Origin of the sequence: Streptomyces sp. NPDC058145 (assembly GCF_042884245.1) — a bacterium.
Taxonomy (GTDB): Bacteria; Actinomycetota; Actinomycetes; order Streptomycetales; family Streptomycetaceae; genus Streptomyces.
In genome coordinates this window covers 220012-245951 of sequence record NZ_JBHVUH010000004.1, presented here as the reverse complement: position 1 = coordinate 245951, position 25940 = coordinate 220012, and the positions used below count along the sequence as shown (strand labels likewise).

Sequence of the window (25940 nt, the reverse complement as noted above, 5' to 3'; positions counted from 1 at the left end):
GTCATCGTGAGCGGAGCCACAGGCGCCGGATCGGCCGGTACCCCCACGGGTACGGAAACGGGCGGCGGCCGTGGCTCCGCCGCGCACGGGGCGGGTGCGGCGGACCCGCACACGACCCAGCTGAGGGCGGTCAAGCCCTCGGCGAAGGACTCGCCCTCCACCGATACGCCGGCATCCCAGGGGGGAACCGTGACGGACACCCGAGGCCCGCAGACCCAGCCCGGCGCGGGCCCGGCCGAGGGGCAGGCGGCCTCCCCGCTCCCCGGTGAGCGGCGCTCCGAGCAGCACTCCGGGCCCTACCACCCGCCGCAGGCCTACCCGGCGCAGACGCCCACGGGTGCCGTACGCCGCCCGCGCACCGGCGCGCGGACCGCGCCACGCACCCGCAAGGCGCGGCTGCGCGTGGCCAAGGCCGATCCGTGGTCGGTGATGAAGGTCAGCTTCCTGCTCTCCATCGCGCTGGGCATCTGCACGGTCGTCGCCTCGGCGGTGCTGTGGATGGTCATGGACGCGATGGGCGTGTTCTCGACGGTCGGCGGCACGATCTCGGAGGCGACGGGCTCCAACGAGGCGAACGGCTTCGACCTGCAGGCCTTCCTCTCCCTGCCGCACGTACTGACCTTCGCGTCGATCATCGCGGTCATCGACGTCGTCCTCGCCACGGCCCTCGCCACCCTGGGCGCTTTCATCTACAACCTGTCCGCGGGCTTCGTGGGCGGCGTCGAACTGACGCTGGCCGAGGACGAGTGACCCACTGCCGGGCTCGCCCGACAACCCCCTGACAACCGATTTTGGGACTGCCGCCCTCGTGCGCTAATCTTCAGGAGTCAGCGCGCGGGACACACACCGCAGAGCGCGGCGGGGCTATAGCTCAGTTGGTTAGAGCGCATCCCTGATAAGGATGAGGCCACAGGTTCAAATCCTGTTAGCCCCACAGAACGAAGACCCCCAGTCGATACGGCTGGGGGTCTTCGGCGTCCCGGGCCGGCATCGGCTTCGGGCCGAGCGTTTCAGGCGCCTGTTCTCGAAGCCATGGTGGGCCTAGGCTCTGCTGATGACCTTGGAATGGCGACATGTGATTGTTCATTCGGAAGATCCGGCGGCCCTGGGGCAGTGGTGGGCCGAGGCTCTTGGCTGGGTTGTCGTCCACACCTCTGATGTGGAGTTCGCGATCCGCCCGGAGCCGGATCGCTCGCCGGGGCTGGAGTTCGTCCGGCTCGACGAGCCCAAGAAGGCCAAGAGCCGGATGCATCTCGACTTCGTGCCCGATGACCAGGACGCCGAGGTGGCTCGACTCGAGGCTCTCGGCGCGAAGCGCGTCGACATCGGCCAGGGGGACCAGTCGTGGGTCGTCATGGCGGACCCCGAAGGCAACGAGTTCTGTGTCCTTGGCCGACGTCCTCAGTGAGAACCCCTGAGAGCCGTGTTTACCGGTTCGAGCACGCAGAAGGCCCGACCGCTGGCGACGGGGGATGCACCAGCGATCGGGCCATGGCCAAGGGTAACAAGGTTGGAGTGGTTGTGGGAGGCAACCGGCTTGTTGGGACGGGGAGTTGGCCGATCTTGATCGGTCAGCGGCACGGAGGGTCGTAGGACAGGCGGGGCAGGTACTCGTGCCACTTCTGCGGGGTCAGCACGCCCCGGGTGACCGCGCAGATGTGCCGGATGGCCGCGTCGGCGTCCAGGCGCCACAGGCGGACCGTGTCCGCGCCGCTGGACACGCCGAGCACATGGCTGTTGGGGCTGAACGCCAGGAAGTTGCCGGTCTTGGCGTAGGGGCTCATCGACTGGCCGATGGGGCTGGCCGAGGACGGCCGGGTGACGTTCCAGAGCCGCACGGTGTTGTCGTTGCCGCCGCTCGCCAGGATGTGGCCGGACTCGCCGAACGTCAGCGACGTGACCGCCTCGGTGTGCCCGGTGAGCGGCTTGCCCAGCGGCACGACGCGGGCGGGGTCGGTGACGTCCCAGAGCCGCACGGTGTCGTCGTCGCTGCCGCTGGCCAGGGTATGGCCGCCGGGGCTGTAGGCGACCGTGTTGACGGGGCCCGAGTGCCTGGTGAGCGGCTTGCCGAGCGGCACGGTACGGGCCGGGTCGGTGACGTTCCAGAGCCGGACCGTGCTGTCCGCGCTGCCGCTCGCGAGGGTGCGTCCGTCGGGGCTGAAGGCAAGCGTGTTGACGAAGCCCCGGTGCCCGGTGAGCGGCTTGCCCAGCGGCACGGCGCGGGCGGGGTCGGTGACGTTCCACAGCCGGATGGTGCGGTCGTCGTAGGCGGTGGCCAGGGTGTGCCCGTCGGGGCTGTACGCCAGCGCGTCCGGGCCCATGAACCGGGTCCGCAGGGCCAGCGGCGGCCCGGCGGCGACCGGGCGGGCCGGTTCGGTGACGTTCCACAGGCGCACCGTCCGGTTCCCGGTCAGCACCGCGAGGGTGCGGCCGTCCGGCGAGAACACCAGGGACCGCTGGTCGCCGTTGGAGCGCATGAAGGGCTTGCCCAGGGCCGCGGGCCGGCCGGGAGCGGTCACGTCCCACAGCCGGATCGCGCCGTCGCGCGCGGCTGTGGCGAGCACCTTGCCGTCCGGGCGGAACGCCCCGCCGCGGCCGGTCATGTCCGATGTCGGCACCGACCACAGGCGGACCTTGCCGTCACCGTTGCCGGTGGCGAGGGTACGGCCGTCCGGGCTGAACCCCAGGGCGTACATCTCGCCGCTGCCGCCCGCCAGCGGCTCGCCGACCTGTGATGCCGATGCCGGATCGCCGACGTTCCACAGGCTCGCCGTGCTGTCCGCGCTGGCCGCGGCGAGCCGGTTGCCGTCGGGGCTGAAGGCCACGGACCAGATGGGGCCCGTGTGACCGGTGAGCGGTGAGCCGACCGACCCCGCGCGCGCGGGGTCGGCGACGTTCCACAGCCGGATGGTGTCGTCCGCGCTGCCGCTGGCCAGGGTGCGTCCGTCGGGGCTGAACGCCACCGAGTGCACCAGGTCCGTGTGGCCGGTGAGCACCTTGGGCAGCGGTCGCGGGTGGCGCGGGTCGGCCGTGTTCCACAGCCGGATCGTGCCGTCGTCGCCGCCGGCCGCGAGGGTGCGTCCGTCGGGGCTGAACGCCACGCAGCGCACCGCGGCCGTGTGACCGTCCAGCGCGCCGAGCGGTTCGGGCCGGCGCGGTTCGGAGACGTTCCACAGACGTACCGTGCGGTCCTCGCCGGCGGAGGCCAGGGTACGCCCGTCGGGACTGAAGGCGACCAGGTAGATCGTGCCCTCGTGGCCGGTGAGGGGTTTGCCGAGCGGGACCGGGTGGGCGGGGTCGGTGACGTCCCACAGCCGGATCGTGCCGTCGTCCCCGGCGCTGGCGAGGGTGTGGCCGTCCGGGCTGAAGACCGCGCTGCTCACCCAGCTGGTGTGGCCGGTGAGGGGCTTGCCCAGCGGCTCGGGCCGGCCCCGGTCGGCCACGTTCCACAGGCGTACCGTCCGGTCGTAGCCGGCCGTGGCGAGGAGCTTGCCGTCGGGGCTGAACGAGGTGAGGTAGACGGCGCCGTGGTGGCCGAGCAGTGAGGTGGCCAGGGGTGCGTTGACGATCGAGATCAGTCTGCTGTACGTCCCCTCGTCGTCCGGCCGCAGGTCGTGGGCCACCAGGTCCAGCTGGGCGGCCAGCGACGGATCGGTGTGCTGGACCCGGTCCGCCTCCGCGATCACCTGCTCGAACACGGCGTCGTCCCGTTGCTGCCAGGCGACCACCGCCGAACCGGCCGCCAGCACGGCGAGCACGACCAGCGCCGCCACCGCGGCGCGGCTGATCAGGACGGTACGCCTGCGCAGCCGGACCGAGGCGGCCAGGAACTGCACCGCACCGCGGGTCAGATAGGTGTCCCCGGCCGACTTCGCCCAACTCCGGGCCTGCTCCAGGCGGGAACCCCGGTAGAGCAGCGCGCTGTCCCGGTCCGAGGCCTCCCAGGCACGGCCGTCCTCTTCCAGCCGCTGACGCAGCAGATGATCGCCCCGGTCCTCGTCGATCCAGTGGCGCAGCCGTGGCCAGGCGTGCAGCAGCGCCTCGTGGGTGATCTCCACGGTCTCCGCGTCGAGCGTCACCAGCCGGGCGCGCACCAGTGCCTCGAGCGACTCCTCCGTCTTGCCGGGGTCCACCGACTCCTGCGCCAGCTGGCGCCGGGTGCCGCGCCTGCGGGTGGCCTGGGTGTCCTCGCCCAGCCGGACCAGGCGCAGCAGCAGCAGCCGGGCCGCGGTACGGGCGGCCGGGTCGAGGCTCGTCCAGGCGCGCTCGGCGGTCGCCGCCACCGCGCCCTGTATGCCGCCCGCCGCGCGGTAGCCGGCCAGCGTCAGCCGGCCCGCCTTGCGGCGCTGCCAGGTGGCGAGCAGGGCGTGCGAGAGGAGCGGGAGCACTCCGGCGTCGTGCGCCCCGCGAGGGCCGTCCGCGCTCACCTCCCGCACGATCAGCTCCGCGAGCCCCGGTTCCAGCTCCAGGCCCACGGCCTTGGCGGGGCCGGTCACCGCCTCGCGCAGTTCCGCCGTGGTGAGCGGCCCGAGCACCATGTGCCGGTGCTGCAGCGCGTCGGCCAGCTCCGGGTGGCCGAGGCACTGCTCGTAGAAGTCGGCGCGGATGCCGAGGACCACCAGGACGGGGGCGGGCCCGGGTGAGTCCGGGGGTGGGGTGCAGGCCGCGTGCAGCAGCTGGACGAAGGCACGGCGGGCGGCGTCGTCGGGGCAGAGGGTGAAGGTCTCCTCGAACTGGTCGACGATGATCACCGCTCGCGGCCGCGCGGAGGGGGCGGCCGGCGGGGTGGTGGGTGCGTGCGTGGCGGGGTCGGCCGGGTGCGGCGGTGGTGAGCCGGTGGCGTCGTCCGGGGGGAGGAGCGGGGCGCCGGACTGGTGCGGAATCGGGAGCGTGACCTCGGCGTCGGACTCGGCCGGGCGTACACCGTTTTTGTCGAGGAGCGTGACCTGGGAGTTGCTGCCGTCCGCCCGCGTGCCGGTCGCGTCGGTCTCGGGCGCCCGTGTGTCCGGCGAGCCGCTCCCGGTCGGCCGCGGGCCCGGAGACGTACCCCCGGGCGGCTCCTCGTCAGGGGCGGACGTCTCTCGGAGTGCCCATGCCGTGACCGCCTCGCGCACCGCGCGGGCGAAGCCCGGGGTGTCGGAGCCCGGGGCGGCCGGCTGGTGAGCCGCCTCCGCCTCGGCCATGCGCGCGTCGGCGGCGAGGGCGGCCAGTTCCGGGACCCGGCGGGTCAGCTCGCCCAGCGGATCGGCGCCCGGCACCAGTTGGAGCACGGCGGTCGGCCGGCCGCCGCCGTCCCCGAGCGCGCCGTCCCGCACCGCGGGCACCAGGCCGGCGTTCAGCAGGGACGACTTCCCGGCCCCCGAGGCGCCGACGATCACGATCAGTCCGCCGGTCCGCTCCGCGGCGCGCAGCTGGGCCACGAGGGACTCGGTGCTCCGCTCCCGGCCGAAGAACCACCGGGCGTCCTCCTGGCGGTAGGGAGCCAGGCCCCGGTACGGGCACACGCCGCCGGCGACGGGCGGCGCCTGGGCCGGTGGCCGCCGGTTCTCCTGCGCGGGGACCGCGGGGCGGTCGCCGGCCGGGTCGGCCAGTGCGCGCTCCCACAGGCGCTGCCACTGGGGCAGGTCGTACAGGCCGCTGGAGACCGGGACCGGCCGCGCGCGGCGCGCCTCCGGGATCAGGATCTGCAGGACGGCCGCGAGGGCGGCGAACTGGGCCGGTACGTTCTTGGCCCGCCGCCAGTCGCTGATCCGCTGGGCGGACACCCGTACCGGCCGTCCGCGCTCGTCCATCCGCTGCAGCCGTACGACCGCCTCGGACACGCTCTTCAGGGGTGGATTGCCGGCCTCCTTGTACAGCAGTGCGAGGCGCTCGGCGAAGGCCGTGCGTGTCCCTGAGTCGGAACTCAAGGTCCCACCCCTTACTCCCCCCGCATCAGGACGTCCGGACCGGAAAACTCACCCTATACGGCTGACCTGCGGCTACGCCCTGGACCGGATACCGGGACCTCCTCGGACGGGGCCGTAAATGGCAGGATCACGACGCGGTAGCGGAATCGTCACACTCGGTCCGGACAGGCCACCTGCCCGGTACCCGGGCGGACGGCCCGAGGTGCCGAACATTCTCGGCCAATGTGCCCGCCGGGCGTGGTGGACCTCGACGGCCCGAGGGACATCGCGGTCCCGGGCACCCAGCCCCCGCGCCGATACGCCGACACGGTGCGGGCGACGCCACCCGATCCGTCCGGTACCGGTCCCCACGAGGGGAGGGACCGGTGCCGGACGGGCCGGGTACAAAACGGCGGTTCACCGGGAGGCCGAACCGGGCAGTCACGTCCTGATAGTCAGTCACCGACCGCCGGCCGGCCCGCGAGGGCGCCGGGATCCCGTACGGCTGGAGGACGCATGAAGGTCTCCGTGGACCGCGCCGTGTGCTACGGCTCCGCCGAGTGCGCGCACCGTGCCCCGTCCGTGTTCGCGTTCGAGGACGGGTACGGCGTGGTCCGGCCCGGCCAGGAGGACGTCGGGGACGACCCGCGGGTGCGCGAAGCGGCCGAGAGGTGCCCCTCCCAGGCCGTCGTGCTCACCGATTGACGCGGGCGACCGCGGATCACCCGGCCGGAAAGGCCCAGCCGAGGCCCGCCAGCGCACGCGCCCGGGCCTCCACCACCGCCATGCGGGCGTCCCGCTCGGCCGGGTCGGTGTGCGCGGCCTGACCGGTCACCTGTCCCTCCCACTTCCGGTACAGCAGCCCGGCCTCCCCGGTGAACCAGCCGCGGCTGACCGCGTTCAGCGCCAGCAGCAGACCGGTGTCCTCGGAGGCGGGCAGCGCCATCCAGCCGCCCAGGGCCGTCAGCAGGTCCCGGCGGACGCAGAGCGACGCCGGATGGACCTGGGCCCGGAACCCGTGGTCCTTCCAGAAGCGCAGCACGGCACCGCGCTCGACGGGGCCGTCGTCCGGATCGCCGGGGAAACCGGCCGTGGAGCCGTCGGGGAGCAGGTCGAGCGCCCGCGAGGTGGTCCAGCCGATCGTGCGGTCGGCCTCCAGGACGGCCAGGTCACGGGCGAGCGCGCGGGGCGTGAGCCGGTCGTCGGCGTCCAGGACCTTCACATACGTACCGTCCGCGCGCGCCAGCGCGATCGTGCGGGCGACGCCCGGACCGCCCGGCCGCCCCTGCCGGAAACTCACCCGCTCGTCGGCCGGCACGTACGGGCGCACCTCGTCGGTCCGGCCGTCCTCCTGGATCAGCCACTGCCACTCCCAGCCGTCCGGGAGCCACTGCTCGCGCAGTGACTTGTAGGCGTCCGGCAGGAAGCGGGCGGACGGGGCGTGGACAGCGGTGACAACGGTGACGCGCCGGGGCACGGCGGCATTCACCACCTTTCCGGGCACGTGGCGAGGGGCGGTTCCGTGCGGTCGCCGGGCGGCACGAGGTCCGAGACCCTGGGCATCCGCCCAGGCTACGGCGTTGAAGCGGACCTGACGACCTGGTACAGACGCTCCTGGACAGCGCGAGACCCCCGGCCGAGCCCGGCCGGGGGTCTGTCCGTGTCGACTGATGCGTACGCAAGTCGCCCTGGTGTCGAAACGTCTGCGTTCTCAGTATTTCGGGAGGTTCAGCAGTTCAGCGGGTCCGATGACTGAAGGTCCGGGTCCGTTTCCGCTTCCGTCTCGGTGAGGGGGCTGTGCCGGCAGCTCGGGGACTTTCCGTGGGCCTCGGCCCGGATGCGCTGCTTCATCGTGGGGGGCAGGGCCCGGGCATGGGACCGGGTCCAGAGACTTGCCATGGGGCTCGTCGGGACGATCCGTTGCGCGATGCGGTCCTGCGGCGTCTCGGTCCGGGGTGCGGCCGCCGCGGCGGTGGCGGTGGTCGCGGTGACGAGTCCGAGCGCCGTGCACAGCGCGAGGAAGGCGGTGACGATGGCGGTCCACAGCTGCACGACCTTGTTGTTCTTGGTCATGGCCCCTCACTTTCAGGTTGGGCGATTTGCGTACTTTCCTCATGATGTGTATGAGCGTCGCGAAGTGGTGGACCTCGAACCGTGGCGCGTCGATGTTCTGATCAACACCACTCGGATGGACGTAAGAGACTCGGAAATCTCCCGAAAGCGGGCGAGGTCGAGCGAAACGCGAGCAAAGTGACGGCCCGTGGGGGTGTGATCACCCTCCGGCGGCGGCGGTGCCGACCTGGCCTATCGCGCGGTCGGGAGCGGGAGTTGGAGCCCGACGCAGGTCACCGATCGGTATCGGCCGGTGTGTATAGTCGGGCGCCAGAGGTCCCCTACGTCAAGGAAAGACGAGGTCGCGCGGTGAAGAAGCTGCTCCTGGTCGCACTGGCCGCCATCGGCGGGCTCCTCGTGTACCGCCAGATCCAGGCGGATCGCGCCGAGCAGGACCTGTGGACGGAGGCGACTGACTCCGTGCCCACGGGTTCGTGAGTACCGATCCAGAATCTGATCAGACCCCGGCCGCCCTCGCGGTCGGGGTTTTGTGTTGTCCGGGCGGACGCAGGCCTCCGCGGCCTCAGGGCCCCTCTTCCTCGACCATCCGGTCCTCTTGTCCGATTGTCCGGTGGTCCTACGGTTCGTGTTGCCGGTTCGTGAGTGGTGGTGTAGGGGTCGCCGGGCGGTCCGGAGGCCGTGAGATTCGCCGGCATCGGTGATTCGGACGGCCGCACGGATTCCCCGGATGGCGCAGGGGTGCCCGGGGCAGGATGAGCCACGGCCGGATGCGCGGCGCGGAACATGAGGGAGCGGCACGTGCGGGGGCGAGGGCGCAGGACGTGGTGGCGGCGGGGCGGTGCCCGGCCTCTGGGTGCCGCGGCCCGGGCGGGCATCGTGACGGCCGCGCTGTGCGCCGTGGCCGCGCCGCCGGGCGGGTACGCGGCGGCGGCCGGGGCCCAGGACTCGTACGCCTTCGACCCGGCCGGCCGGTCCGTCACCGGCGCCACCGGCACCGCCGGCGCGCCGCGACTGGAGCCGGGCCGTACCTACCGCGACTCCCTTCCGGGGGGCGGCTCGCTCACCTACCGCCTCGACCTCACCGCCGCCGAGTCGGCGTACGCCCCGGTCACCGCCGTACCCCCGGCGGGCACCACCGGCAACGCCACCGACGGCATCCGCGTGTCCCTGGAGGACACGCGCGGCACCCGCTGTTCCACCGCCTCCGCCCTCTTCGGCGCGGGCCTCAGCGCCCGCCCGGTGACCGCCCTGGGACAACGGCAGACCGGGCGCTCACTGTGTCAGGGAGCCGGAACCTACTACCTGCGCGTCGAGCGCCTGAGCGCCGGTGGCTCCGCGAGCGGTACGGCGTCGTCGGCGCCGCGCTGGGACCTGGAGATCGCGCCCGTCACCGAACCCGGCCTGGCCGCTGCCGGTCCCACCACCGCGCCCCCGGACCAGGACTCCGCCTCCCCCGAGCCGCTCGCCGGCGACCCCCGTGACCGCACCGGCGGCGCCGGGTTCACGTCCGCCCGCCCGCTGGGCCAAGGGGTCTGGCGGACCGGCATCACACCCGGCGACACCCTCTTCTACAAGGTCCCGGTCGACTGGGGCCGCCAGATGCACGCCGTCGCCGAACTGGACGCCTCCACGAGCGGCCACGGCTATGTCGGCGGCGCCCTGAACCTCTCGCTGTACAGCCCCGTGCGCGGATACGTCGACGGCGCCTCACTCGGTTACACCGGCACCCGCAGGTCCGCGGCCCTCGAACCGCTGCCGCCCGTGGAGTACGCCAACAGGTACGCCGTCCTCACCGGGGAGAACGCGGTGCGCTTCGCCGGCGACTACTACCTCGTGCTGCACCTCAGCGAGAAAATGGCCGACACCTTCGGGACGGGTCCGTTCCACGTGACGCTGCGCGTGCGGGTCGGCGGACAGGCGCACGACGGGCCGCGCTACGCCGGGCGGCCGGAACCGGGGGACGTCTTCACGGTCACGGAACAGGACCGGCAGGCCGCGGTCACCGGGGACACCGGGGGCGGCGGCATCGCGATGAGGGCCCTCGCTGTCGGCGGCATCGGCACCGGAACCGCGCTGCTGCTGGTGCTGGGCGGATGGACCGTCGCGGCCCGGCGGGCTCACACGCGGGTCAGCGCCCAGAAGCCCACGGCGTAGCAGGCCAGCGCCAGGAGCAGGATCGGGATCGCCGCCTTCGCCGGGGGCCCGGGGCGCCGGATCGCCCGGCGGCCGCGCCCGGCCGTGCGCCCGGCCGTGCGCCTGGCCGTGCGCCTGCCCGTGGACCCGGCGACGGGCACGGCCGTGGGACCGGTCGGCCGGGCGAGTGGAGGGACACGCGGGTCCTGGGCGGTGTACGAGGCGGTAGGGGCATCGGTGCGCGGCTGCGCCCACGGGATCGGGGGCGCGGAGGCCGCGGGGACCGCCGGGGCTGTCGGAGCCTCCGGGGCCACCGAGGCTGCCGGGGCCTCCGGCGCGGGGTGCCGGCCGGCGTGGAACCCGGGGGAGGGCTCCGGATGGTACGCGGGCGTGTGCGGGGCGCGGGCGGCGGGCTCCGTGACGGGAGTCGGCGCATGCCCGGCCGGGTGCCCGTCGTTCCGCGGTACCGGGGGAGCCGCCTGCTCCGCACGCCGGGCGTACGGCTGTGGGCTCGGCGTCGGCTGCGGAGGCGGAAGATGGAAGCTCCCGGTGTCCGACATCGACCCGGTGACGGAGTGCCCCGCCCCGGCACTCCCCGTGCCGTCACCACCGGCACCGCTGTGGGTGTCCGTGGCCGGGGGCGCCTCCCGTACCCGTATCCCGGAAGCGGGTTTCAGCGGACCGTCCGGTCCGAACCCGGCTGGCAAAGGCCCGAGTTGGTCGAACACCTCGATCAACTCGTCGTCCGGGCCCGGCTCCGGCAGGAGTTCGACGGCGGAGGCGAGCGCCTTGCGCGCTCCCGTGGCGGTGCGGAATCGCGCCGCCGGATCGGGCTGGAGCAAAGTGGCGACGACCTGCCAGAGCGGCTCCGGAACTCCCCTGGGCGGACCGGGCGTTCCACGCTCCGCGAAGTACTGCACCAGCGCCTTGGCGTCAGGCTTGGCGCCCTCGAGCAGATAGAGGGCGACCAGACCCACCGCGAACAGGTCGGCCGGAAAGTCCGGCTCGGAACCCAGCAGTTGCTCGGGTGCCAGATAACCGGGCGTGCCCACCACGAGGTTGGTCTCCGTCAGGCGGGGCTCGCCGAACCGCATGGCGATGCCGAAGTCGGACAGCCGCAGTCGCGGCCGGCCGGTTCCGGTGGCCTCGAGCAGTACGTTGGCGGGCTTGATGTCGCGGTGCACGACGCCTTCCGCGTGGACCGCGGCGAGCCCTGACAGAAGCTGGTCCAGCAGGGTGCACACGAAGCCCGGCGGGAGCGGGCCGTAGTCACCGACGAGGTGGACCAGCGAGCCGCCCCCGACCAGGTCCATCGTGAACAAAACCTTGTCGTCGTCGGCCGCCCAGCTGGCCGGAGCGAGGACATGCGGGTGGTCGATGCGCAGGGCCTGCTCGCGTACGAAGCGCAGCAGTGAGTGGGCGTCGCTCTGCTGGAGCACCTTGGCGGCCACATAGCGCCGGCGCCGGTGGTCCCAGGCACGCCAGACGGCACCCACACCGCCACGCCCGATCGGGTCGGCCAGCTCGTACCGGCCGGCGAAGACCTCACCCATGACAGTCCGCCGCTCCTCCCCCCAGCCCCCTTGATGAAAGACACAACCCCGGCCCCCACCGGGAAACAGTCATTCCCGCCCCCTGAAACACACCCCTGGCCCGGCCCCGGACCCCCTCCGAGGACCGGGCCGTGGGATCAGTTCTGGTGGGACTGGTAGTGCGCGACCGCGTCGGAGGTGCGGCCGGCCCCGTAGACCCGGAGGAACTCTGCCAGCTCGGGGTGGGTCCGGGCGAGGCTGTCGGCGGCCTCGATTATGTCGCCGGCGGCGGCCACCGAGCGCAGCAGCGACTGGATCTCGCGCACCACGCGCTTGACCGTCGGCGCACCGGAACTGTTCGTCGTATGCGTGGTGTTGCTCAGCACCGAGCCCCCCTGGGACTTCTTGATCTCGTCCATCCGCTCGGTCGCCTCGGCCGCGCTGACGCTGCCGTCCGCGGCCTGGGCCGCCAGCTCCTGCAGCAGCTGCACCCGCTGGACCACGGCGGGATTGCCGATCTTCGCGCGCTGGCCGCTCATCAGCTGCGACAGCATCGGAGCCGACAGCCCCAGCACCGCCGCGAGCCGGGCCTGGTTGAGCCCGAGATCGTCGATGAGCTTACGGAAGAGCGCCCCCAACGGCTCTCCGTACCAGTTCCGCTGCAGCTCCCGCGCTCTCGCGGTGGCTTCCTGCTGTGCGGCGTCCATTGCGTCTCCCCATCGCTTCCCCTGAAACCGCGGTTCGCTGTAGCGAACCACGTCGAGCATCTTACGGAGAGTGGTCATTCGCCGGGACCCCCAATCTTTTTGCGGGATACGGGGGGTGACCCGGTAGTCTGGTCCCCGGCGCCCGCCCGGGACGTGGTTCCTCCGGCCGGTCGCTTCCTTTCCGGGGCCTTAGCTCAGTTGGTAGAGCGCCGTCTTTGCATGGCGGATGTCAGGGGTTCGACTCCCCTAGGCTCCACCTGGAAAAGCCCTCCGAGCTGCGAGAACGCAGCTTCGGAGGGCTTCTTCGTTGGTTCCTTATGGCCCGTTTCACGTGAAACAGGCTGTGGGGCGGACGACCGTCGAGTCGTCCGCCCCACAGTGCTTTCGGGAGGGTCAGATGCCGCCGCCTCAGTCCTTGTCGTCGCGGTCGGTGGCCTCGTCCTCGGCCTGCTTCGCCTGGACCTCGGGGTCCAGTACCGCGGAGCCACTGCCGTCCACCGAGCTCAGACCCGACTCCGGCACCTCGGTCGCGGCGGGCGGCTCCACCAACCAGTCGGGGTTGGCCTGCTTGTCCCACCACTTCCAGGCCGCGAAGGCACCCCCCGCCGCCAGGCCGACCAGCGCCAGCACCTTCATGGCACGACCGGCCCTGCAGCGCCGCTCGTTCCTGCGGGCGAGCTTCCGGATCTCCTCAGCCGTGACCTGGCCGCGCAGCGCGGCCAGAGCGGCGGCGCCCCGCGTGGCGGCTTCGTCAGCCACCGGCGTGGCCGCGGCCACCGCCTGCTCGATCTTCGGACGTGAGTACTCGGCCGCCTGCCGGGCGGCCTTACGGGTGCGGACGGCGGCCTCGTGTGCGGCCATGTCCACCTTCGGCGGGACATGCGCACGGGCCTGCTCCAGACGTGGGGCGAGCCGGGCGTCGTACTGTTCGCGGGCCTGTTCGGCGGCCTGCGACACCACGGGCGCCAGCCGTACGCGTGCCTCTTGCGCGTAATACGCGGCACGCTCCTTGGCCGTGTCGGCGTAGGGCGCCACCACTTCCGCGGCGTGCAGCACGCTGTCCTTCGCCGAGCCGGTCGCGGCGCGCACGCTGTCAATGCGGGTCACGGGTACCTCCTCCTCGGTGGCGTACGGTAATTCGACTTTCCACCCTTTTACGGATCATGCCTGTTGCGAGCCAGTGCGGCACGTGAGGGCGGGCATATGGGTGCAACAGGGGCTTGTCGACGACACTGCCACGAATCTCCGCCGCGCGCTCCCTCTCCGCGGAACTCACCACGGCCGGGCGCCGCCCGCCCCCGACCGTGCGAGGATCGGGGGGTTACACGAGGACAACGGAAGGCACACCGTGGCCGAGCAGCTCTACGCCACCCTGAAGACCAACCACGGCGACATCGAGGTACGGCTGTTCCCGAACCACACGCCGAAGACCGTCAGGAACTTCGTCGAACTCGCACAGGGCGAGCGTGAGTGGACGCACCCGGGCACCGGCACTGTGAGCACGGACCGGCTCTACGACGGCACGATCTTCCACCGGGTGATCAGCGGCTTCATGATCCAGGGGGGCGACCCGCTGGGCAGCGGCATCGGCGGCCCCGGCTACGAGTTCGAGGACGAGTTCCACCCGGACCTGTCCTTCAACAAGCCGTACCTGCTCGCCATGGCCAACGCAGGCCCGGGCACCAACGGCTCGCAGTTCTTCATCACCGTCTCCCCGACGACCTGGCTGAACCGCAAGCACACCATCTTCGGCGAGGTCAGCGACCCGGCCGGCCAGAAGGTGGTGGACGCCATCGCCGCCGCGCCCACCACCAAGCCGAACGACCGGCCGGTCAACGACGTCGTCATCGAGTCGGTCGTCGTCGAGAAGCGCGCAAGCTGAGCGCGGGCGCGCTCGCGCCCCCCGAGCCGTCGCAGGGAACCAAACGCCCCGCTCGTCCGTAAGGAAGAGCGGGGCGGGGTAGTGCCGGGGAAGGCCCACGACCAGCAAGGGGTGCTCATGGACCACGCCGCAGACCGCACGCACGACGCCCGTAGCGTGCCCGTGTGCTACCGGCACCCGGACCGCGAGACCGGCGTGCACTGCACCCGCTGCGAGCGCCCCATCTGCCCCGAGTGCATGGTCAGCGCCTCGGTCGGCTTCCAGTGCCCCGAATGCGTCCGTGCCGGCTCCGGCACCGGCCACTCTCCGGCCTCCTCCCGTCCGCGGACGGTCGCGGGGGGCACGGTGACGGCGGATCCCCGGCTGGTCACCAAGATCCTCATCGGGATCAACCTGGCCATCTACCTGGTCCAGATGGCCATGGGCGACAGCTTCACCGACCGGTTCGACCTGGTCGCACGAGCCCACTTCGTCCCGTTCGGCGCCCTCGAGGGAGTGGCCGAAGGGCAGTACTACCGCCTGCTGACCTCGATGTTCCTGCACGGCGGCTATGTGCACATCCTGTTCAACATGCTCAGCCTGTGGTGGATCGGCGGCCCCCTGGAGGCCGCCCTCGGCCGCGCCCGGTACCTGGCCCTGTACTTCGTCTCGGGGCTGGCCGGCAGTGCGCTCAGCTATCTCATCGCCCCTCCCAACCAGCCCTCGCTCGGCGCCTCGGGCGCGATCTTCGGGCTCTTCGGGGCCACGGCGGTGCTGATGCGCCGGCTCAACTACGACATGCGCCCGGTCATCGCCCTGCTGGTGATCAACCTGATCATCACCTTCGGCTGGGGCGGTATCGCCTGGCAGGCCCACATCGGCGGCCTGGTCGCCGGCGTCGTCACCGGGTACGCCATGGTGCACGCCCCGCGCGAGCGACGGTCGCTGATCCAGTACGGCACGTGTGCGCTCGTTCTGGCCGTAGTGGTGGTTCTGGTGCTGGTCAGAACCGCTCAGCTCACCTGATGTCGAACCGTTGTCCACAGTGTGTGCTGAATCTTGTGCATATTGTGCGGCCACAGTTGTGCCCCCTGCCACTCGGATGCGTTTCCGCAGGTGGGGCAGGGGGCGAACGGTTGTCCAGGGCCGGTAGGGCAGTCACACCGGCGTCAACGGCTGGTGGGTTATCCACAGATCGTAGTCTTTTCCCCAGGAGGGTGTGGACGACGCTGTGATTCTGTGGATAACTCAGTGAACAGCCCTGGGCAGAGCCGGCCTGGAGCAGGCTACTTCCACTGCGTGGAGACACCGAAGCCGGCGGCGATGAAGCCGAATCCGACCACGATGTTCCAGTTGTCCAGGCTGTCGATCGGCAGCGAGCCGTCCGTGACGTAGAAGACGACGATCCAGGCCAGGCCGATGAGGAACATGGCCAGCATGACCGGCGCGACCCAGGCGCGGTTGGTGAGCTTGATGGCCTGCCCCTGCTTCGCGGGCGGGGGCGTGTAGTCGGCCTTCTTGCGGATACGTGACTTCGGCACGAGGGTCTCTCCTGTCGATGCGCTGCGTGGCCGCGCAGTTAGCTGGGTCGGTCCGGGGCAGCGTACAAGGGGACACTTAGCGCTCCCCCGGGCGTCCGTTAGCGTAGTGCTTCCGCGGCGCCGAAGGAGATAAGGGTACGTTGAGCAATTCTGCCGACTCCCCCGGGACGGGAGCAACGGGTTCCGGCCCCCTTCGTTCGGTGCGTCTGCGCCCGGCGCGGATTCTCACGGTGGCCGTGTTCGCGCTGGCCGGTCTGATCTTCTTCACCAGCTTCAACACGGCCAAGGGCACCGACATCCGGCAGGACGCCTCCCTGCTCAAGCTGTCCGACCTGATCCAGGAGCGCAGCCACAAGAACAAGCTGCTGGACGAGTCCAACGCGGCCCTGCGGGGCAACGTGGAGTCGCTCGCCGAGGGTGACGACGGCAGCACCAGGGCCCAGGACGAGAAGCTGAGCGGCCTGGAGAAGAGCGCGGGCACCCAGCAGGTCAAGGGCAGCGCGATCACCGTCACCCTCAACGACGCCCCGCCGAACGCCACCGCCAAACTCCCCGGCTACCCCGAGCCGCAGCCCGACTACCTGGTCATCCACCAGCAGGACCTGCAGGCCGTGGTGAACGCGCTGTGGCAGGGCGGGGCCAAGGGCATCAAGGTCATGGACCAGCGGCTGATCTCCACCAGTGCGGTGCGCTGCGTCGGCAACACCCTGATCCTCCAGGGCCGCGTCTACTCACCGCCGTACAAGATCACCGCGGTGGGTGACCCGGAGCGGCTGCAGCAGTCGCTCGCCGCGAGCAAGGCGATCCAGACGTACATGGTGTACGTCAACGTCTACGGTCTCGGCTGGAAGGTCACCGAGGACGGGACGGTGACGTTGCCGGGCTACTCGGGCACCGTGGATCTGCACTACGCGAAGCCGGTGCAGTAGCCACCCACTCGGGGGCCGGCGGTGCGCGGCCGTCGCGAAAGCGTTCCGCGGGCGTTGAGGTGATCGGCCCCCTGTCACGTACGTCCGGGTACACACGTCCGGGCGGGTCCCCCGCGCTGACCACACAGCCCGCCGAGTCAGGCCAACCGAGGGCTCCACGCCGTTAGTCTGGTGCCGTACGGCGTGGGTTACCGGTGCCGTGGTGAGACGGAAGGGACGGCATGTACGGCTGGATCTGGCGGCATCTGCCGGGGAACGTGTGGGCGAAGGCGCTGGTCTCGCTCGTCCTGGTCCTGGCCGTGGTCTACGTCCTCTTCCAGTACGTCTTCCCCTGGGCCGAACCGCTGCTGCCCTTCAACGATGTGACGGTGGACAACCAGTGAGCGCGCGGATTCTCGTCGTCGACAACTACGACAGCTTCGTCTTCAACCTGGTCCAGTACCTGTACCAGCTGGGCGCCGAGTGCGAGGTGCTGCGCAACGACGAGGTGTCGACCGCGCATGCCCAGGACGGGTTCGACGGCGTGCTGCTCTCGCCGGGACCGGGCACGCCGGAGCAGGCGGGCGTGTGCGTGGACATGGTCCGGCACTGCGCGGCGACCGGCGTCCCCGTCTTCGGGGTGTGCCTGGGCATGCAGTCGATGCAGGTGGCGTACGGCGGTGTGGTGGACCGGGCGCCGGAGCTGCTGCACGGCAAGACCTCGCTGGTGGAGCACGGGGGCAGGGGTGTCTTCGCCGGGCTGCCCTCGCCGTTCACGGCGACCCGCTACCACTCGCTGGCGGCGGAGCCCGCGACCGTTCCGGACGAGCTGGAGGTCACGGCCCGTACCCACGACGGCATCATCATGGGCCTGCGGCACCGTGAACTCCCGGTCGAGGGCGTGCAGTTCCATCCCGAGTCGGTGCTGACCGAGCACGGGCACCGGATGCTGGCCAACTGGCTGGTCGAGTGCGGCGACGAGGGCGCGGTGGCGAGGTCGGCGGGGCTCGCCCCGGTGGTGGGCAGGGCCACGGCGTGACCGCGCTGCGCCCGGAGCGCGAGACCGATGCCTCGTACGGGGATCAGTCGTACGAGGCTTCCGGTGCGCTTGGGGACTGGCACGTCGCGGGGTCGGCGCCGGGGGAGCCGTACCGGGCCGCCCTGGACGACGAGACGATGGCGCTGCGGCTCCCCGATCCGGCGCAGGGCCCCGAGAACGGGGCTCTGCGCGCCTCAGGAGCCTCTTCCGCCCCTGGACCCCCGGCGGGTGGCCGTGCGGCCCGCAGGAAGGCCGCCAAGCGGCGCGGTGGGCGTCATGGTGGAGCGTCCCGCGAGGCCGCGGCCCCGGCGGAGCCGGACAGCGGCCGGCCGCTGTCCCGTGTCGAGGCCCGGCGGCAGGCGCGGCTGCGCAAGCCGGGTCCGGGTGTCATCGCGAGCCGGGCGATCGGCGAGGTGTTCATCACCACCGGCGTGCTGCTGCTGCTGTTCGTCACCTACCAGCTGTGGTGGACGAACGTCCGGGCGCACGCGCAGGCGGGCAGCGAGACGCACCAGCTGCAGGACGACTGGGCGAGCGGCAAGCGGGCCCCCGGGGTGTTCGAACCCGGGCAGGGCTTCGCGATACTCCACATTCCCAAGCTGGACGTGGTGGCGCCGATCGCCGAGGGCGTCAGCAACAAGACGGTGCTCGACAAGGGAATGGTCGGGCACTACGGCGAGGACCCGCTGAAGACGGCGATGCCGGACGCGAAGACGGGCAACTTCGGCCTGGCGGCGCACCGCAACACGCACGGTGAGCCGTTCCGGTACATCAACAGGCTGACGCCGGGCGACCCGGTGGTGGTCGAGACGCAGGACACGTACTTCGTGTACAAGGTGACCTCGACGCTGCCGGTGACTCCGCCGTCCAACACCAGCGTTCTGAACCCGGTGCCCAAGGGCTCGGGGTTCACCGGGCCGGGCCGCTACATCACCCTCACCACCTGTACGCCGGAGTTCACCAGCAAGTACCGGCTGATCGTCTGGGGCAAGATGGTCGAGGAACGCCCGCGCAGCAAGGGCAAGCCGGACGCGCTCATCGAGTAGGGGCAACAAGACTGTGGCAGCGACCGCCGACGACACCGAAGACCACACGGACGCGTCCGGCGCGACGCCCGTCCCGGGCCGCCGCGGCCCCGGCCGGATCGCGCTGGCGGTCAGCTTCTTCGGTGAACTGCTCATCACTGCGGGCGTGGTGATGGGACTGTTCGTCGTCTACTCCCTGTGGTGGACGAACGTCATAGCGGACCGCAAGGCGGACCGGCAGGCCGACCGGGTCCGCGACCACTGGGCCCAGTCCACCGACACGGGGCCGGGCGCGTTGGACACCAAGGACGGCATCGGCTTCCTGCACGTCCCGGCGATGCGGAACGGCGCGGTGCTGGTGGAGAAGGGCACCGATGAGGACATCCTCAACGACGGTGTGGCCGGCTACTACACGGATCCCGTCAAGGCCGCGCTGCCCACCACCGGGAAGAAGGGCAACTTCACCCTCGCCGCCCACCGGGACGGCCATGGCGCGAAGTTCCACAACATCGACAAGCTGGAGGACGGCGACCCGATCGTCTTCGAGACGAAGGACGACTGGTACGTCTACAAGGTCTACTCGATCCTCCCGGAGACCTCGAAGTACAACGTCAAGGTCCTCTCCCAGATCCCGGAGGAATCCGGCAGGAAGAAGCCGGGCCACTACATCACCCTGACCACCTGTACCCCCGTCTACACCTCCCGCTACCGGTATGTGGTGTGGGGCGAACTGGTTCGGGTGGACAAGGTGAACAGCGAGCGGACGCCGCCGGCGGAGCTGCGATGAGATGAGGTGACCGACCTCCTTTGCGGAGGTCGGTCACCTAGCATGAGGGAGGCCCGAAGCCGCAACTACTCTTTGCGGCTTCGGGCCTCTTTGGGTTCGCCGTGCCTACTCCAGAATCTTCAGGGGCTCCCCCGCGCTCCATTCCTCCAGTACCCCACGGTGTACGGCGGTGATTCCCGCCTCGGCGGCGATGCTCAGGGCCTCCGGGGTGAAGGGGCACGTCGCCACGAAGAGCGCCACCTGCGCGCTGTACAGAACCTTGGCCGCGCCGATGAACTTCTGCATCTCGGAGCTGTTGATGGAGAGGTAGGGCGCGAACCTCTTGCACTGGACGACGAGTCGCCGCCCGTCGGGCGTGAGCCCGATGACGTCGACGCCCCGGTCTCCGTGACCGCCCTGTACGACGACGTTGGTGCAGCCGTCGCGGCGCAGCAGTTTGGCGATGTGCTGCTCGAACGTCCGGCCGTTCATGCTGTCCATGGCGGCCATGACTCCAATGGCGGGCCGGTCGTCCCGTACCCCTTCGAGCCGCTTCAGCCGGGCGTGGTGCTGGTGGAGCCGTCGCTCGATGCGCTGGACTCCCGCCCGCAGGGCGACCAGCTCGCGGCGGTGCTCGCCCGAGGTCTCGATCAGAGCGTTGAACATCGGCACGACTGTCCTGCCGAGGATGTGGGTGATGCGCTGATCGATGCGGTCGTCGAGGGACACGGTGTCTGCGGGGGCGGAGTTGTCCACAGACCCTGTGCGCGACAGGTACTCCACATCGAGGAGATACACACGCACCTGACGTGCGACTTCGCTGTCGCGCAGCAGCATGGCGACGTTGAGGACGGCGCGGCGGGAGAAGAGAGCGAGGGAGCGGGTACGGGACTGAATCCCACTGAGGTCCTTGAAGGACCTCAGTTCTTCACCGGTCAGCAGGCGGTAGCCGTTGGTGTCCAACTCTGGGCGGTGGTCTTTGACCAGTGACTTGATGGCCTCGAGTCCTACCCCGAAATACGCTGCCACCATCGCCGTCGGCACATGCATTCCGTCCGGTAGCAGCGACAACGCCTTGACTCTGTCGAGGGCGTCGGTCCGGTCCAACACGCTGTCGCGCAGGGTCTTCGATTCCAGCAGCGCCGATTCGTTGATCACGTTCTGCACCTTCGGTTGCGTCGTGGCCATCTGACCGGGTTGGAGACGTGACTCTCCACCCGCTCGATCAACGAGCCGTGTCATATGAAGACACGATCGGCAGGGGCACTGCAGTGCGATCTCGACGGGTCGACAAGGTGGACGCCGGAAACGCGTGGGGCCCCTGCCGGACGGTTCCGGCAGGGGCCCCACGCGTTTCCGGTGTCAGCCTCCGGCGCCGCCGAAGAAGTTGGTGCCGCCGTCGTTTCCGCCGGGGTTGCCGTTCTGGCCGCCGACGGTGACCAGGTCGACGGTCGAGCCCCGCTGGACCGTGCTCCCCTGGGGCGGGTTGGACGTGAAGACGGTCGAGTTGTCGTCCTGCGAGCCGGTGACGTTGCCGACCTGCAGGCCGGCCTGCTCCAGCAGCTTCTTGGCGTCCTTGAGCTTCTGGCCCTGGACGTTCGGGACCTGCACCTGCTGGTTCTGCACCTTGCCGACGTTGATGGCCACCGGGGTGTTCTTGGCGACCTCGCTGCCCGCCGCCGGGGTGGTGGTGAGGACCTTGCCGTCGTCGTCGGGGTTGTCGGTGGGGGTGTCGTTGCAGGTCGCGTTCGGGGCCAGGCCCTTCGACTGCAGTTCGGCCTTGGCCTCGTCACAGGTCTTGCCGGTGACGTCCGGGACCGCGACCTTCTCCTCGGCCCTGGCGACCGTGAGGACGATGGTGGAGCCCTTCTGCCGGCTGGTGCCGCCGTCCGGGTCCTGCTTGGTGACCACGTCGGGCGTCTGGCTGGACACCTCGGTCTTCTTCTGGACCTCGAAGCCCTTCTTCCTCAGCTGGGCCTCGGCCTGGTCGTACTGGATGCCGAGCACGTCCGGGACGGTGACCTTGGGGGCGCCCGTGGACACCACCAGCGTGATGGTGTCGCCCTTCTTGACGTCCGAGCCCTCCGTCGGGTTCTGATCGCAGACGTTGTTCTTCGGCTGGTTCTCGCAGGGCTTGCGGGTGGGGGGCGCCAGCTTCAGGCCCCGGTTCTCGGCCATCTTCTGGGCCGTGCCGAAGCTGTTGCCGACGAAGTTCGGTGCGGCGAACGTGTCGTTCTCGCTGTCGTGCCCGCTGAAGATCCACTGACCGATCAGGATCGCGCCCACCAGCACCAGGATGCCCGCGACCACGAGGAGGATCGTCGAGGAGTTGTTCTTCTTCTGCTGGCGGCGGCGGTCCGGGCGTTCGTCGTAGCCGTAGCCCCCGTCGTCCGGGTTCATCGGCGGGAGCATGGTGGTCGCTCCCCCGCCCGCGTCCGAACGCAGCGCCGTCGTCGGCTGGTCGTCGGGGTAGCCGCCGTAGCCCGCCGCGCCCACGGCGCCCATCGCGGCCGTGGCGGCGACCGGCTGGCCGTCGAGGCAGGCCTCGATGTCGGCGCGCATCTCGTCGGCCGACTGGTAGCGGTAGTTCGGGTCCTTGACCAGCGCCTTCAGGACGATGGCGTCCATCTCGGGCGTGATCTCGGGGTCGAAGACCGAGGGGGCCTGCGGCTCCTCGCGGACGTGCTGGTAGGCCACGGCCACGGGAGAGTCGCCGACGAAGGGCGGGCGGACCGTCAGCAGCTCGTAGAGGAGGCAGCCCGTCGAATAGAGGTCCGAGCGGGCGTCGACCTGCTCGCCCTTGGCCTGCTCCGGGGAGAGGTACTGGGCCGTGCCGATGACCGCCGCGGTCTGGGTCATGGTCATGCCGGAGTCGCCCATGGCGCGGGCGATGCCGAAGTCCATCACCTTGACCTGGCCGTTGCGGGTCAGCATGACGTTGGCCGGCTTGATGTCACGGTGGACGATGCCGCTGCGGTGGGCGTACTCCAGGCCCTGGAGGATGCCGATGGTCATCTCCATGGACCGCTCGGGCAGCAGCTTGCGGCCGGAGTGAAGGAGCTCACGGAGCGTGGAGCCGTCGACGTACTCCATGACGATGTACGGGATCGAGACCCCGTCGATGTAGTCCTCGCCCGTGTCGTAGACCGCGACGATCGCGGGATGGTTGAGCGAGGCGGCCGACTGGGCCTCCCGGCGGAACCGGGCCTGGAAGGACGGATCGCGCGCTAGGTCCGCGCGCAGCGTCTTCACCGCCACGGTGCGGCCGAGGCGGGTGTCATGCGCGAGGTAGACCTCCGCCATGCCACCACGACCGAGCACCTGGCCCAGCTCGTACCGGCCGCCGAGGCGACGCGGCTCTTCCATAGCTACCTACCAGCCCTCTCCGTCGGTCTCGGCCGCGCACATGTCGTGTGCGGCCGGAGGCTGCCGTCCGGGCCTACCGTACCCGGCTCGCTCCGTGTGCCCTGGCCAAGCCCGGAACCCGATACAGGACCGGTATCGCAACGTGCAACGATGTGAAGGGGACGTGAGCGGGTTCACTTCTTGGAGTTGATGACCGCCTCCATGACGTTCTTCGCGATCGGCGCGGCCAGGCCGCCGCCGGAGATGTCGTCACGGTTGGCGTTCTCGTCCTCGACCACGACGGCCACGGCGACCGGCGAGCTGTTGTCGCTGAGTTTGGCGTATGAGATGAACCATGCGTACGGGTTCGCGCTGTTCGCCACGCCGTGCTGGGCGGTACCGGTCTTGCCGCCGACGGTCACTCCGCCGCCGATCTGTGCCCTCTGGCCCGTACCGCTCTTGACGACCGTCTCCATCATCGACTGCAGGATCTGCGCGTTCTGCGGGGACAGCGGCCGGCTCAGCTCCTCGGGATCGGTCTTGGCGACCGGGTCGAGGTTGGAGGACTGCAGCTGGTCGACCATGTACGGCTTCATCAGCTTGCCGTCGTTGGCGACGGCCGAGGCGACCATGGCCATCTGCAGCGGGGTGGCGGCGGTGTTGTACTGGCCGATGGAGGACAGCGCGGTCTGCGACGGGTTCATGTTGTCGGAGAAGACCGAGGCGCTGGAGCGGATCGGGGTGAACTGCTCGGCGTCGAAGCCGAACTTCTTCGCCTCGGCCAGCATCTTGTCGTTGCCGAGGTCGGCGCCGATCTTGCCGAAGACGGTGTTGCAGGACACCCGCAGCGCCTCGCGCATGTTGGCGTCCTTGCAGGGGATGTTGCCCTCGTTCTTCAGCTCGGTGGTGGTGCCCTTCATGACGTAGGGCAGCGGTGAGTCGGTCTTCTCGTCGGCCGACTTGTACAGCCCGTTCTCCAGCGCGGCCGCCGCGGTGACCACCTTGAAGGTGGAGCCCGGCGGGTAGGTCTCGCGCAGCGCCCGGTTGAGCGCCGGGTCGGACGGGTTGTTCTTCTTCAGAAGCCCGTTCCAGGCCTTGGCGTCCTTGTCCGTGTTGCCCGCGAAACTCGAGGGATCGTACGACGGGTAGGAGGCCAGGGCGAGGATCTTGCCGGTGGAGGGCTCGAGGGCCACCACGGCGCCCTTGCCGCCCTGGGACCGCAGGCCGTTGAACGCGGCCTTCTGCGCGGCGGCGTTGAGCGTGGTGACGACGTTGCCGCCCTGCTGGTCCTTGCCGGTGATCATGTCGAGGGTCTTGCGGAAGAAGAGCCGGTCGTCGTTGCCGGTGAGGATGCCGTCCTCGATGTTCTCCAGCTGGTTGGCGCCAAAGGCCTGCGACGAGTAGCCGGTGACCGGGGCCCACATGGCCCCGTTCTTGTAGGTGCGCTTGTACTTGAAGTCGCCGCTCTTGGCCTCGACCGACCCGGTTATGGGGTCGCCGTCGACGACGATGTCGCCCCGCGGGTTGGCGTACCGCTCGATGGCGACCCGACGGTTGGCCGTGTCGGTGCGCAGCTGGTCGGCCTTGACGTACTGGAGCCAGTTGTCGCGGATCAGCAGGGCCAGGACGAGCAGGCCGCAGAAGATCGCGATCCGGCGCAGGGGTTTGTTCATGACGGGCGGACCACCTGGGTCATCTCGGCGTCGGGGTTGGCGGCGGGGGCGGGTGCCGGGCGGCGCGCGGTGTCGCTGATCCGGATGAGGATGCCGATCAGGGCCCAGTTGGCCAGCACGGAAGAACCGCCATACGCGAGGAACGGCATCGTCATACCGGTCAGCGGGATGAGGCTCATCACACCGCCGGCCACGACGAACACCTGGAGCGCGAAGGCGCCGGACAGGCCGATGGCCAGCAGCTTGCCGAACGGGTCGCGGGCGGCGAGGGCGGTGCGCACGCCGCGCTCCACGATCAGGCCGTAGATCAGGAGGATCCCCATGACGCCGGCCAGGCCCAGCTCCTCACCGAACGTGGCGAGGATGAAGTCGGAATTGGCGGCGAACTTGATCAGGTCGGAGTGGCCCTGGCCCCAGCCGGTGCCGAGGGTGCCGCCGGAGCCGAACGCCCACAGCGCCTGCATGGACTGTTCGGTGTGACCGCCCACGCCCTGCTGACTGAGCTTGTACTCGCGCAGCGGGTTGAGCCAGGCCTGCACACGGGTCTGGATGTGAGGCTCGAAGCTCGCCACACCGACGGCGCCGACCGCGGACATCAGCAGACCGAAGACGATCCAACTGGTCCGCTCGGTGGCGACGTACAGCATGATGACGAACATTCCGAAGAACAGCAGCGAGGTGCCGAGGTCGGTCTCGAAAACGAGGATGAGGATCGAGATCGCCCAGACGACCAGGATCGGACCGAGGTCGCGACCGCGCGGCAGGTACAGGCCCATGAAGCGGCGGCTGGCGAGGGCAAGGGCGTCGCGCTTCACCATCAGATACCCGGCGAAGAAGATGGCGAGGACGATCTTCGCGAACTCTCCGGGCTGCAGCGAGCCCAGGCCGGGAACCCTGATCCAGATCTTTGCGCCGTAGATGTTGGCCCCGAGGCCAGGCACCAGCGGGAGGATGAGCAGGATCAGGGCGCCGAACATGGAGATGTAGGTGTAACGCTGCAGGACGCGGTGGTCCTTCAGGAAGAACAGCACGGCGACGAACATGGCGATGCCCAACGCCGTGTACAGCAGCTGGCGCGGTGCGGCCGTGACGAAATTGGGCAGCGATTGGAGCAGCTTCGACTGGTCCAGCCGCCAGATGCACACCAATCCGAGGCCGTTCAGCAGGGTGGCCAGCGGCAGCAGCAGCGGGTCGGCGTAGGCGGCGAACTTCCGCACGGCGAGGTGGGCGACGCCGGCCATCAGGCCGAGGCCCAGGCCGTAGCTCAGCAGCCCCGCGGGCACCTGGCCGTCGATGGCCAGACCCACGTTGGCATAGGCGAACACCGGAATGACCACCGCGAAGATCAGCAGGGCCAGCTCGGTGTTGCGGCGGCTCGGTGCGCCGATGGCGCCGATCGTGGACGTGTGGTGCGTCGGTGTGTTCGAAGTGCTGCTCATCGTGTGACAG

The 25940-nt window shown here is 70.5% G+C and carries 23 protein-coding genes and 2 tRNA genes; 14 read left to right on the top strand and 11 right to left on the bottom strand.

Annotated features, from left to right (window positions below; all coding sequences use genetic code 11):
* Nucleotides 1–6 precede the first annotated feature (6 nt).
* The 3 genes from ACFVVO_RS11095 to ACFVVO_RS11085 all read left to right on the top strand — a co-directional run bounded on the left by ACFVVO_RS11095 (nucleotide 7) and on the right by ACFVVO_RS11085 (nucleotide 1408).
* A complete protein-coding gene (locus ACFVVO_RS11095; protein WP_390053751.1) occupies nucleotides 7–750 on the top strand; it encodes a DUF3566 domain-containing protein in 744 nt (247 codons plus the stop codon).
* Nucleotides 751–860: 110 nt separating this feature from the next.
* A tRNA-Ile gene (locus ACFVVO_RS11090) sits at nucleotides 861–934 on the top strand.
* A 120-nt stretch (nucleotides 935–1054) separates the two neighbouring features.
* Nucleotides 1055–1408, top strand: a complete 354-nt coding sequence (locus ACFVVO_RS11085) for a VOC family protein (RefSeq protein WP_390053749.1) — start codon at nucleotides 1055–1057, stop codon at nucleotides 1406–1408.
* A gap of 163 nt (nucleotides 1409–1571) precedes the next feature.
* On the opposite strand, the gene ACFVVO_RS11080 is transcribed toward ACFVVO_RS11085, so the two are convergent.
* Nucleotides 1572–5909 (bottom strand): hypothetical protein, encoded by a 4338-nt coding sequence (locus ACFVVO_RS11080; RefSeq protein ID WP_390053747.1) that lies wholly within the window; start codon nucleotides 5907–5909, stop codon nucleotides 1572–1574.
* 495 nt (nucleotides 5910–6404) lie between these two features.
* Here ACFVVO_RS11080 and ACFVVO_RS11075 point away from each other — a divergent pair, with 495 nt between their 5' ends.
* Complete coding sequence (locus tag ACFVVO_RS11075) at nucleotides 6405–6593, top strand: ferredoxin (protein ID WP_390053745.1); 189 nt, start codon at nucleotides 6405–6407, stop codon at nucleotides 6591–6593.
* Between the two features lie 16 nt (nucleotides 6594–6609).
* Here the strand turns inward: ACFVVO_RS11075 and ACFVVO_RS11070 are convergent, their stop codons facing one another.
* Together ACFVVO_RS11070 and ACFVVO_RS11065 are read right to left on the bottom strand one after the other, a co-directional pair.
* On the bottom strand, nucleotides 6610–7365 hold the full coding sequence (locus ACFVVO_RS11070; RefSeq protein WP_390053744.1) for a glycosyltransferase family 2 protein: 756 nt from the start codon (nucleotides 7363–7365) through the stop codon (nucleotides 6610–6612).
* A 251-nt stretch (nucleotides 7366–7616) separates the two neighbouring features.
* The gene (locus ACFVVO_RS11065; protein WP_390053742.1) at nucleotides 7617–7961 is read right to left on the bottom strand and encodes a DUF6344 domain-containing protein; all 345 of its coding nucleotides are present in this window, start codon (nucleotides 7959–7961) and stop codon (nucleotides 7617–7619) included.
* Nucleotides 7962–8309: 348 nt separating this feature from the next.
* Here ACFVVO_RS11065 and ACFVVO_RS11060 point away from each other — a divergent pair, with 348 nt between their 5' ends.
* Nucleotides 8310–8438 carry a DLW-39 family protein gene (locus ACFVVO_RS11060; protein WP_003999697.1) on the top strand — a complete coding sequence of 43 codons (129 nt, stop codon included), beginning with the start codon at nucleotides 8310–8312 and terminating at the stop codon, nucleotides 8436–8438.
* A 306-nt stretch (nucleotides 8439–8744) separates the two neighbouring features.
* Nucleotides 8745–10115 carry a hypothetical protein gene (locus ACFVVO_RS11055; RefSeq protein WP_390053740.1) on the top strand — a complete coding sequence of 457 codons (1371 nt, stop codon included), beginning with the start codon at nucleotides 8745–8747 and terminating at the stop codon, nucleotides 10113–10115.
* Here ACFVVO_RS11055 and ACFVVO_RS11050 read toward each other — a convergent pair.
* Together ACFVVO_RS11050 and ACFVVO_RS11045 are read right to left on the bottom strand one after the other, a co-directional pair.
* Nucleotides 10079–11647 carry a protein kinase gene (locus ACFVVO_RS11050; RefSeq protein ID WP_390053738.1) on the bottom strand — a complete coding sequence of 523 codons (1569 nt, stop codon included), beginning with the start codon at nucleotides 11645–11647 and terminating at the stop codon, nucleotides 10079–10081. The genes ACFVVO_RS11055 and ACFVVO_RS11050 overlap by 37 nt on opposite strands.
* A 137-nt stretch (nucleotides 11648–11784) precedes the next feature.
* On the bottom strand, nucleotides 11785–12333 hold the full coding sequence (locus tag ACFVVO_RS11045) for a helix-turn-helix domain-containing protein (protein ID WP_390053737.1): 549 nt from the start codon (nucleotides 12331–12333) through the stop codon (nucleotides 11785–11787).
* Between the two features lie 183 nt (nucleotides 12334–12516).
* On the opposite strand from ACFVVO_RS11045, the gene ACFVVO_RS11040 reads away from it, so the two are divergent.
* A tRNA-Ala gene (locus ACFVVO_RS11040) sits at nucleotides 12517–12589 on the top strand.
* A gap of 152 nt (nucleotides 12590–12741) precedes the next feature.
* Here ACFVVO_RS11040 and ACFVVO_RS11035 read toward each other — a convergent pair.
* Nucleotides 12742–13440 carry a DUF5324 family protein gene (locus ACFVVO_RS11035; protein ID WP_390053735.1) on the bottom strand — a complete coding sequence of 233 codons (699 nt, stop codon included), beginning with the start codon at nucleotides 13438–13440 and terminating at the stop codon, nucleotides 12742–12744.
* Nucleotides 13441–13681: 241 nt separating this feature from the next.
* Here ACFVVO_RS11035 and ACFVVO_RS11030 point away from each other — a divergent pair, with 241 nt between their 5' ends.
* Together ACFVVO_RS11030 and ACFVVO_RS11025 are read left to right on the top strand one after the other, a co-directional pair.
* Nucleotides 13682–14215, top strand: a complete 534-nt coding sequence (locus tag ACFVVO_RS11030; protein WP_390053734.1) for a peptidylprolyl isomerase — start codon at nucleotides 13682–13684, stop codon at nucleotides 14213–14215.
* 117 nt (nucleotides 14216–14332) lie between these two features.
* A complete protein-coding gene (locus ACFVVO_RS11025) occupies nucleotides 14333–15220 on the top strand; it encodes a rhomboid family intramembrane serine protease (protein ID WP_390053732.1) in 888 nt (295 codons plus the stop codon).
* A 260-nt stretch (nucleotides 15221–15480) separates the two neighbouring features.
* Here ACFVVO_RS11025 and crgA read toward each other — a convergent pair whose 3' ends face one another.
* A complete protein-coding gene (gene crgA / locus ACFVVO_RS11020) occupies nucleotides 15481–15735 on the bottom strand; it encodes a cell division protein CrgA (protein WP_143630171.1) in 255 nt (84 codons plus the stop codon).
* 140 nt (nucleotides 15736–15875) lie between these two features.
* On the opposite strand from crgA, the gene ACFVVO_RS11015 reads away from it, so the two are divergent.
* The 5 genes from ACFVVO_RS11015 (at nucleotide 15876) to ACFVVO_RS10995 (ending at nucleotide 19494) form a co-directional block, all read left to right on the top strand.
* Nucleotides 15876–16664: a DUF881 domain-containing protein gene (locus ACFVVO_RS11015; protein WP_390053731.1), complete on the top strand. Its 789-nt coding sequence runs from the start codon at nucleotides 15876–15878 to the stop codon at nucleotides 16662–16664.
* A gap of 221 nt (nucleotides 16665–16885) precedes the next feature.
* Nucleotides 16886–17047: a hypothetical protein gene (locus tag ACFVVO_RS11010; RefSeq protein ID WP_390053729.1), complete on the top strand. Its 162-nt coding sequence runs from the start codon at nucleotides 16886–16888 to the stop codon at nucleotides 17045–17047.
* Nucleotides 17044–17682, top strand: coding sequence for an aminodeoxychorismate/anthranilate synthase component II (locus tag ACFVVO_RS11005; RefSeq protein ID WP_358929603.1), 639 nt, complete (start codon nucleotides 17044–17046; stop codon nucleotides 17680–17682). Before ACFVVO_RS11010 ends, ACFVVO_RS11005 begins: the two co-directional genes overlap by 4 nt.
* Nucleotides 17679–18728 carry a class E sortase gene (locus ACFVVO_RS11000; protein ID WP_390053727.1) on the top strand — a complete coding sequence of 350 codons (1050 nt, stop codon included), beginning with the start codon at nucleotides 17679–17681 and terminating at the stop codon, nucleotides 18726–18728. Before ACFVVO_RS11005 ends, ACFVVO_RS11000 begins: the two co-directional genes overlap by 4 nt.
* Nucleotides 18729–18741: 13 nt before the next feature.
* Nucleotides 18742–19494 (top strand): class E sortase, encoded by a 753-nt coding sequence (locus ACFVVO_RS10995; RefSeq protein ID WP_390053725.1) that lies wholly within the window; start codon nucleotides 18742–18744, stop codon nucleotides 19492–19494.
* 105 nt (nucleotides 19495–19599) lie between these two features.
* On the opposite strand, the gene ACFVVO_RS10990 is transcribed toward ACFVVO_RS10995, so the two are convergent.
* From ACFVVO_RS10990 to ACFVVO_RS10975, 4 genes are all read right to left on the bottom strand, one after another.
* Nucleotides 19600–20661, bottom strand: a complete 1062-nt coding sequence (locus ACFVVO_RS10990; RefSeq protein ID WP_390053723.1) for a restriction endonuclease — start codon at nucleotides 20659–20661, stop codon at nucleotides 19600–19602.
* Nucleotides 20662–20835: 174 nt separating this feature from the next.
* A complete protein-coding gene (gene pknB, locus ACFVVO_RS10985; protein WP_390053722.1) occupies nucleotides 20836–22839 on the bottom strand; it encodes a Stk1 family PASTA domain-containing Ser/Thr kinase in 2004 nt (667 codons plus the stop codon).
* 173 nt (nucleotides 22840–23012) lie between these two features.
* Nucleotides 23013–24491 (bottom strand): penicillin-binding transpeptidase domain-containing protein, encoded by a 1479-nt coding sequence (locus ACFVVO_RS10980; RefSeq protein ID WP_390053721.1) that lies wholly within the window; start codon nucleotides 24489–24491, stop codon nucleotides 23013–23015.
* A complete protein-coding gene (locus tag ACFVVO_RS10975) occupies nucleotides 24488–25930 on the bottom strand; it encodes an FtsW/RodA/SpoVE family cell cycle protein (protein WP_390053719.1) in 1443 nt (480 codons plus the stop codon). The genes ACFVVO_RS10980 and ACFVVO_RS10975 overlap by 4 nt, the downstream gene beginning before the upstream one ends.
* Between the last annotated feature and the right edge of the window lie 10 nt (nucleotides 25931–25940).

Coding starts and splice junctions, on each gene's coding strand:
- ACFVVO_RS11050 (WP_390053738.1), bottom strand. CDS start 11,647: ATGGGTGAGGTCTTCGCCGGCCGGTACGAGCTGGCCGACCCGATCGGG.
- ACFVVO_RS11045 (WP_390053737.1), bottom strand. CDS start 12,333: ATGGACGCCGCACAGCAGGAAGCCACCGCGAGAGCGCGGGAGCTGCAG.
- ACFVVO_RS11025 (WP_390053732.1), top strand. CDS start 14,333: ATGGACCACGCCGCAGACCGCACGCACGACGCCCGTAGCGTGCCCGTG.
- ACFVVO_RS11055 (WP_390053740.1), top strand. CDS start 8,745: ATGAGGGAGCGGCACGTGCGGGGGCGAGGGCGCAGGACGTGGTGGCGG.
- ACFVVO_RS11010 (WP_390053729.1), top strand. CDS start 16,886: ATGTACGGCTGGATCTGGCGGCATCTGCCGGGGAACGTGTGGGCGAAG.
- ACFVVO_RS11075 (WP_390053745.1), top strand. CDS start 6,405: ATGAAGGTCTCCGTGGACCGCGCCGTGTGCTACGGCTCCGCCGAGTGC.
- ACFVVO_RS11065 (WP_390053742.1), bottom strand. CDS start 7,961: ATGACCAAGAACAACAAGGTCGTGCAGCTGTGGACCGCCATCGTCACC.
- ACFVVO_RS10975 (WP_390053719.1), bottom strand. CDS start 25,930: ATGAGCAGCACTTCGAACACACCGACGCACCACACGTCCACGATCGGC.
- ACFVVO_RS11085 (WP_390053749.1), top strand. CDS start 1,055: ATGACCTTGGAATGGCGACATGTGATTGTTCATTCGGAAGATCCGGCG.
- ACFVVO_RS10990 (WP_390053723.1), bottom strand. CDS start 20,661: ATGGCCACGACGCAACCGAAGGTGCAGAACGTGATCAACGAATCGGCG.
- pknB (WP_390053722.1), bottom strand. CDS start 22,839: ATGGAAGAGCCGCGTCGCCTCGGCGGCCGGTACGAGCTGGGCCAGGTG.
- ACFVVO_RS10980 (WP_390053721.1), bottom strand. CDS start 24,491: ATGAACAAACCCCTGCGCCGGATCGCGATCTTCTGCGGCCTGCTCGTC.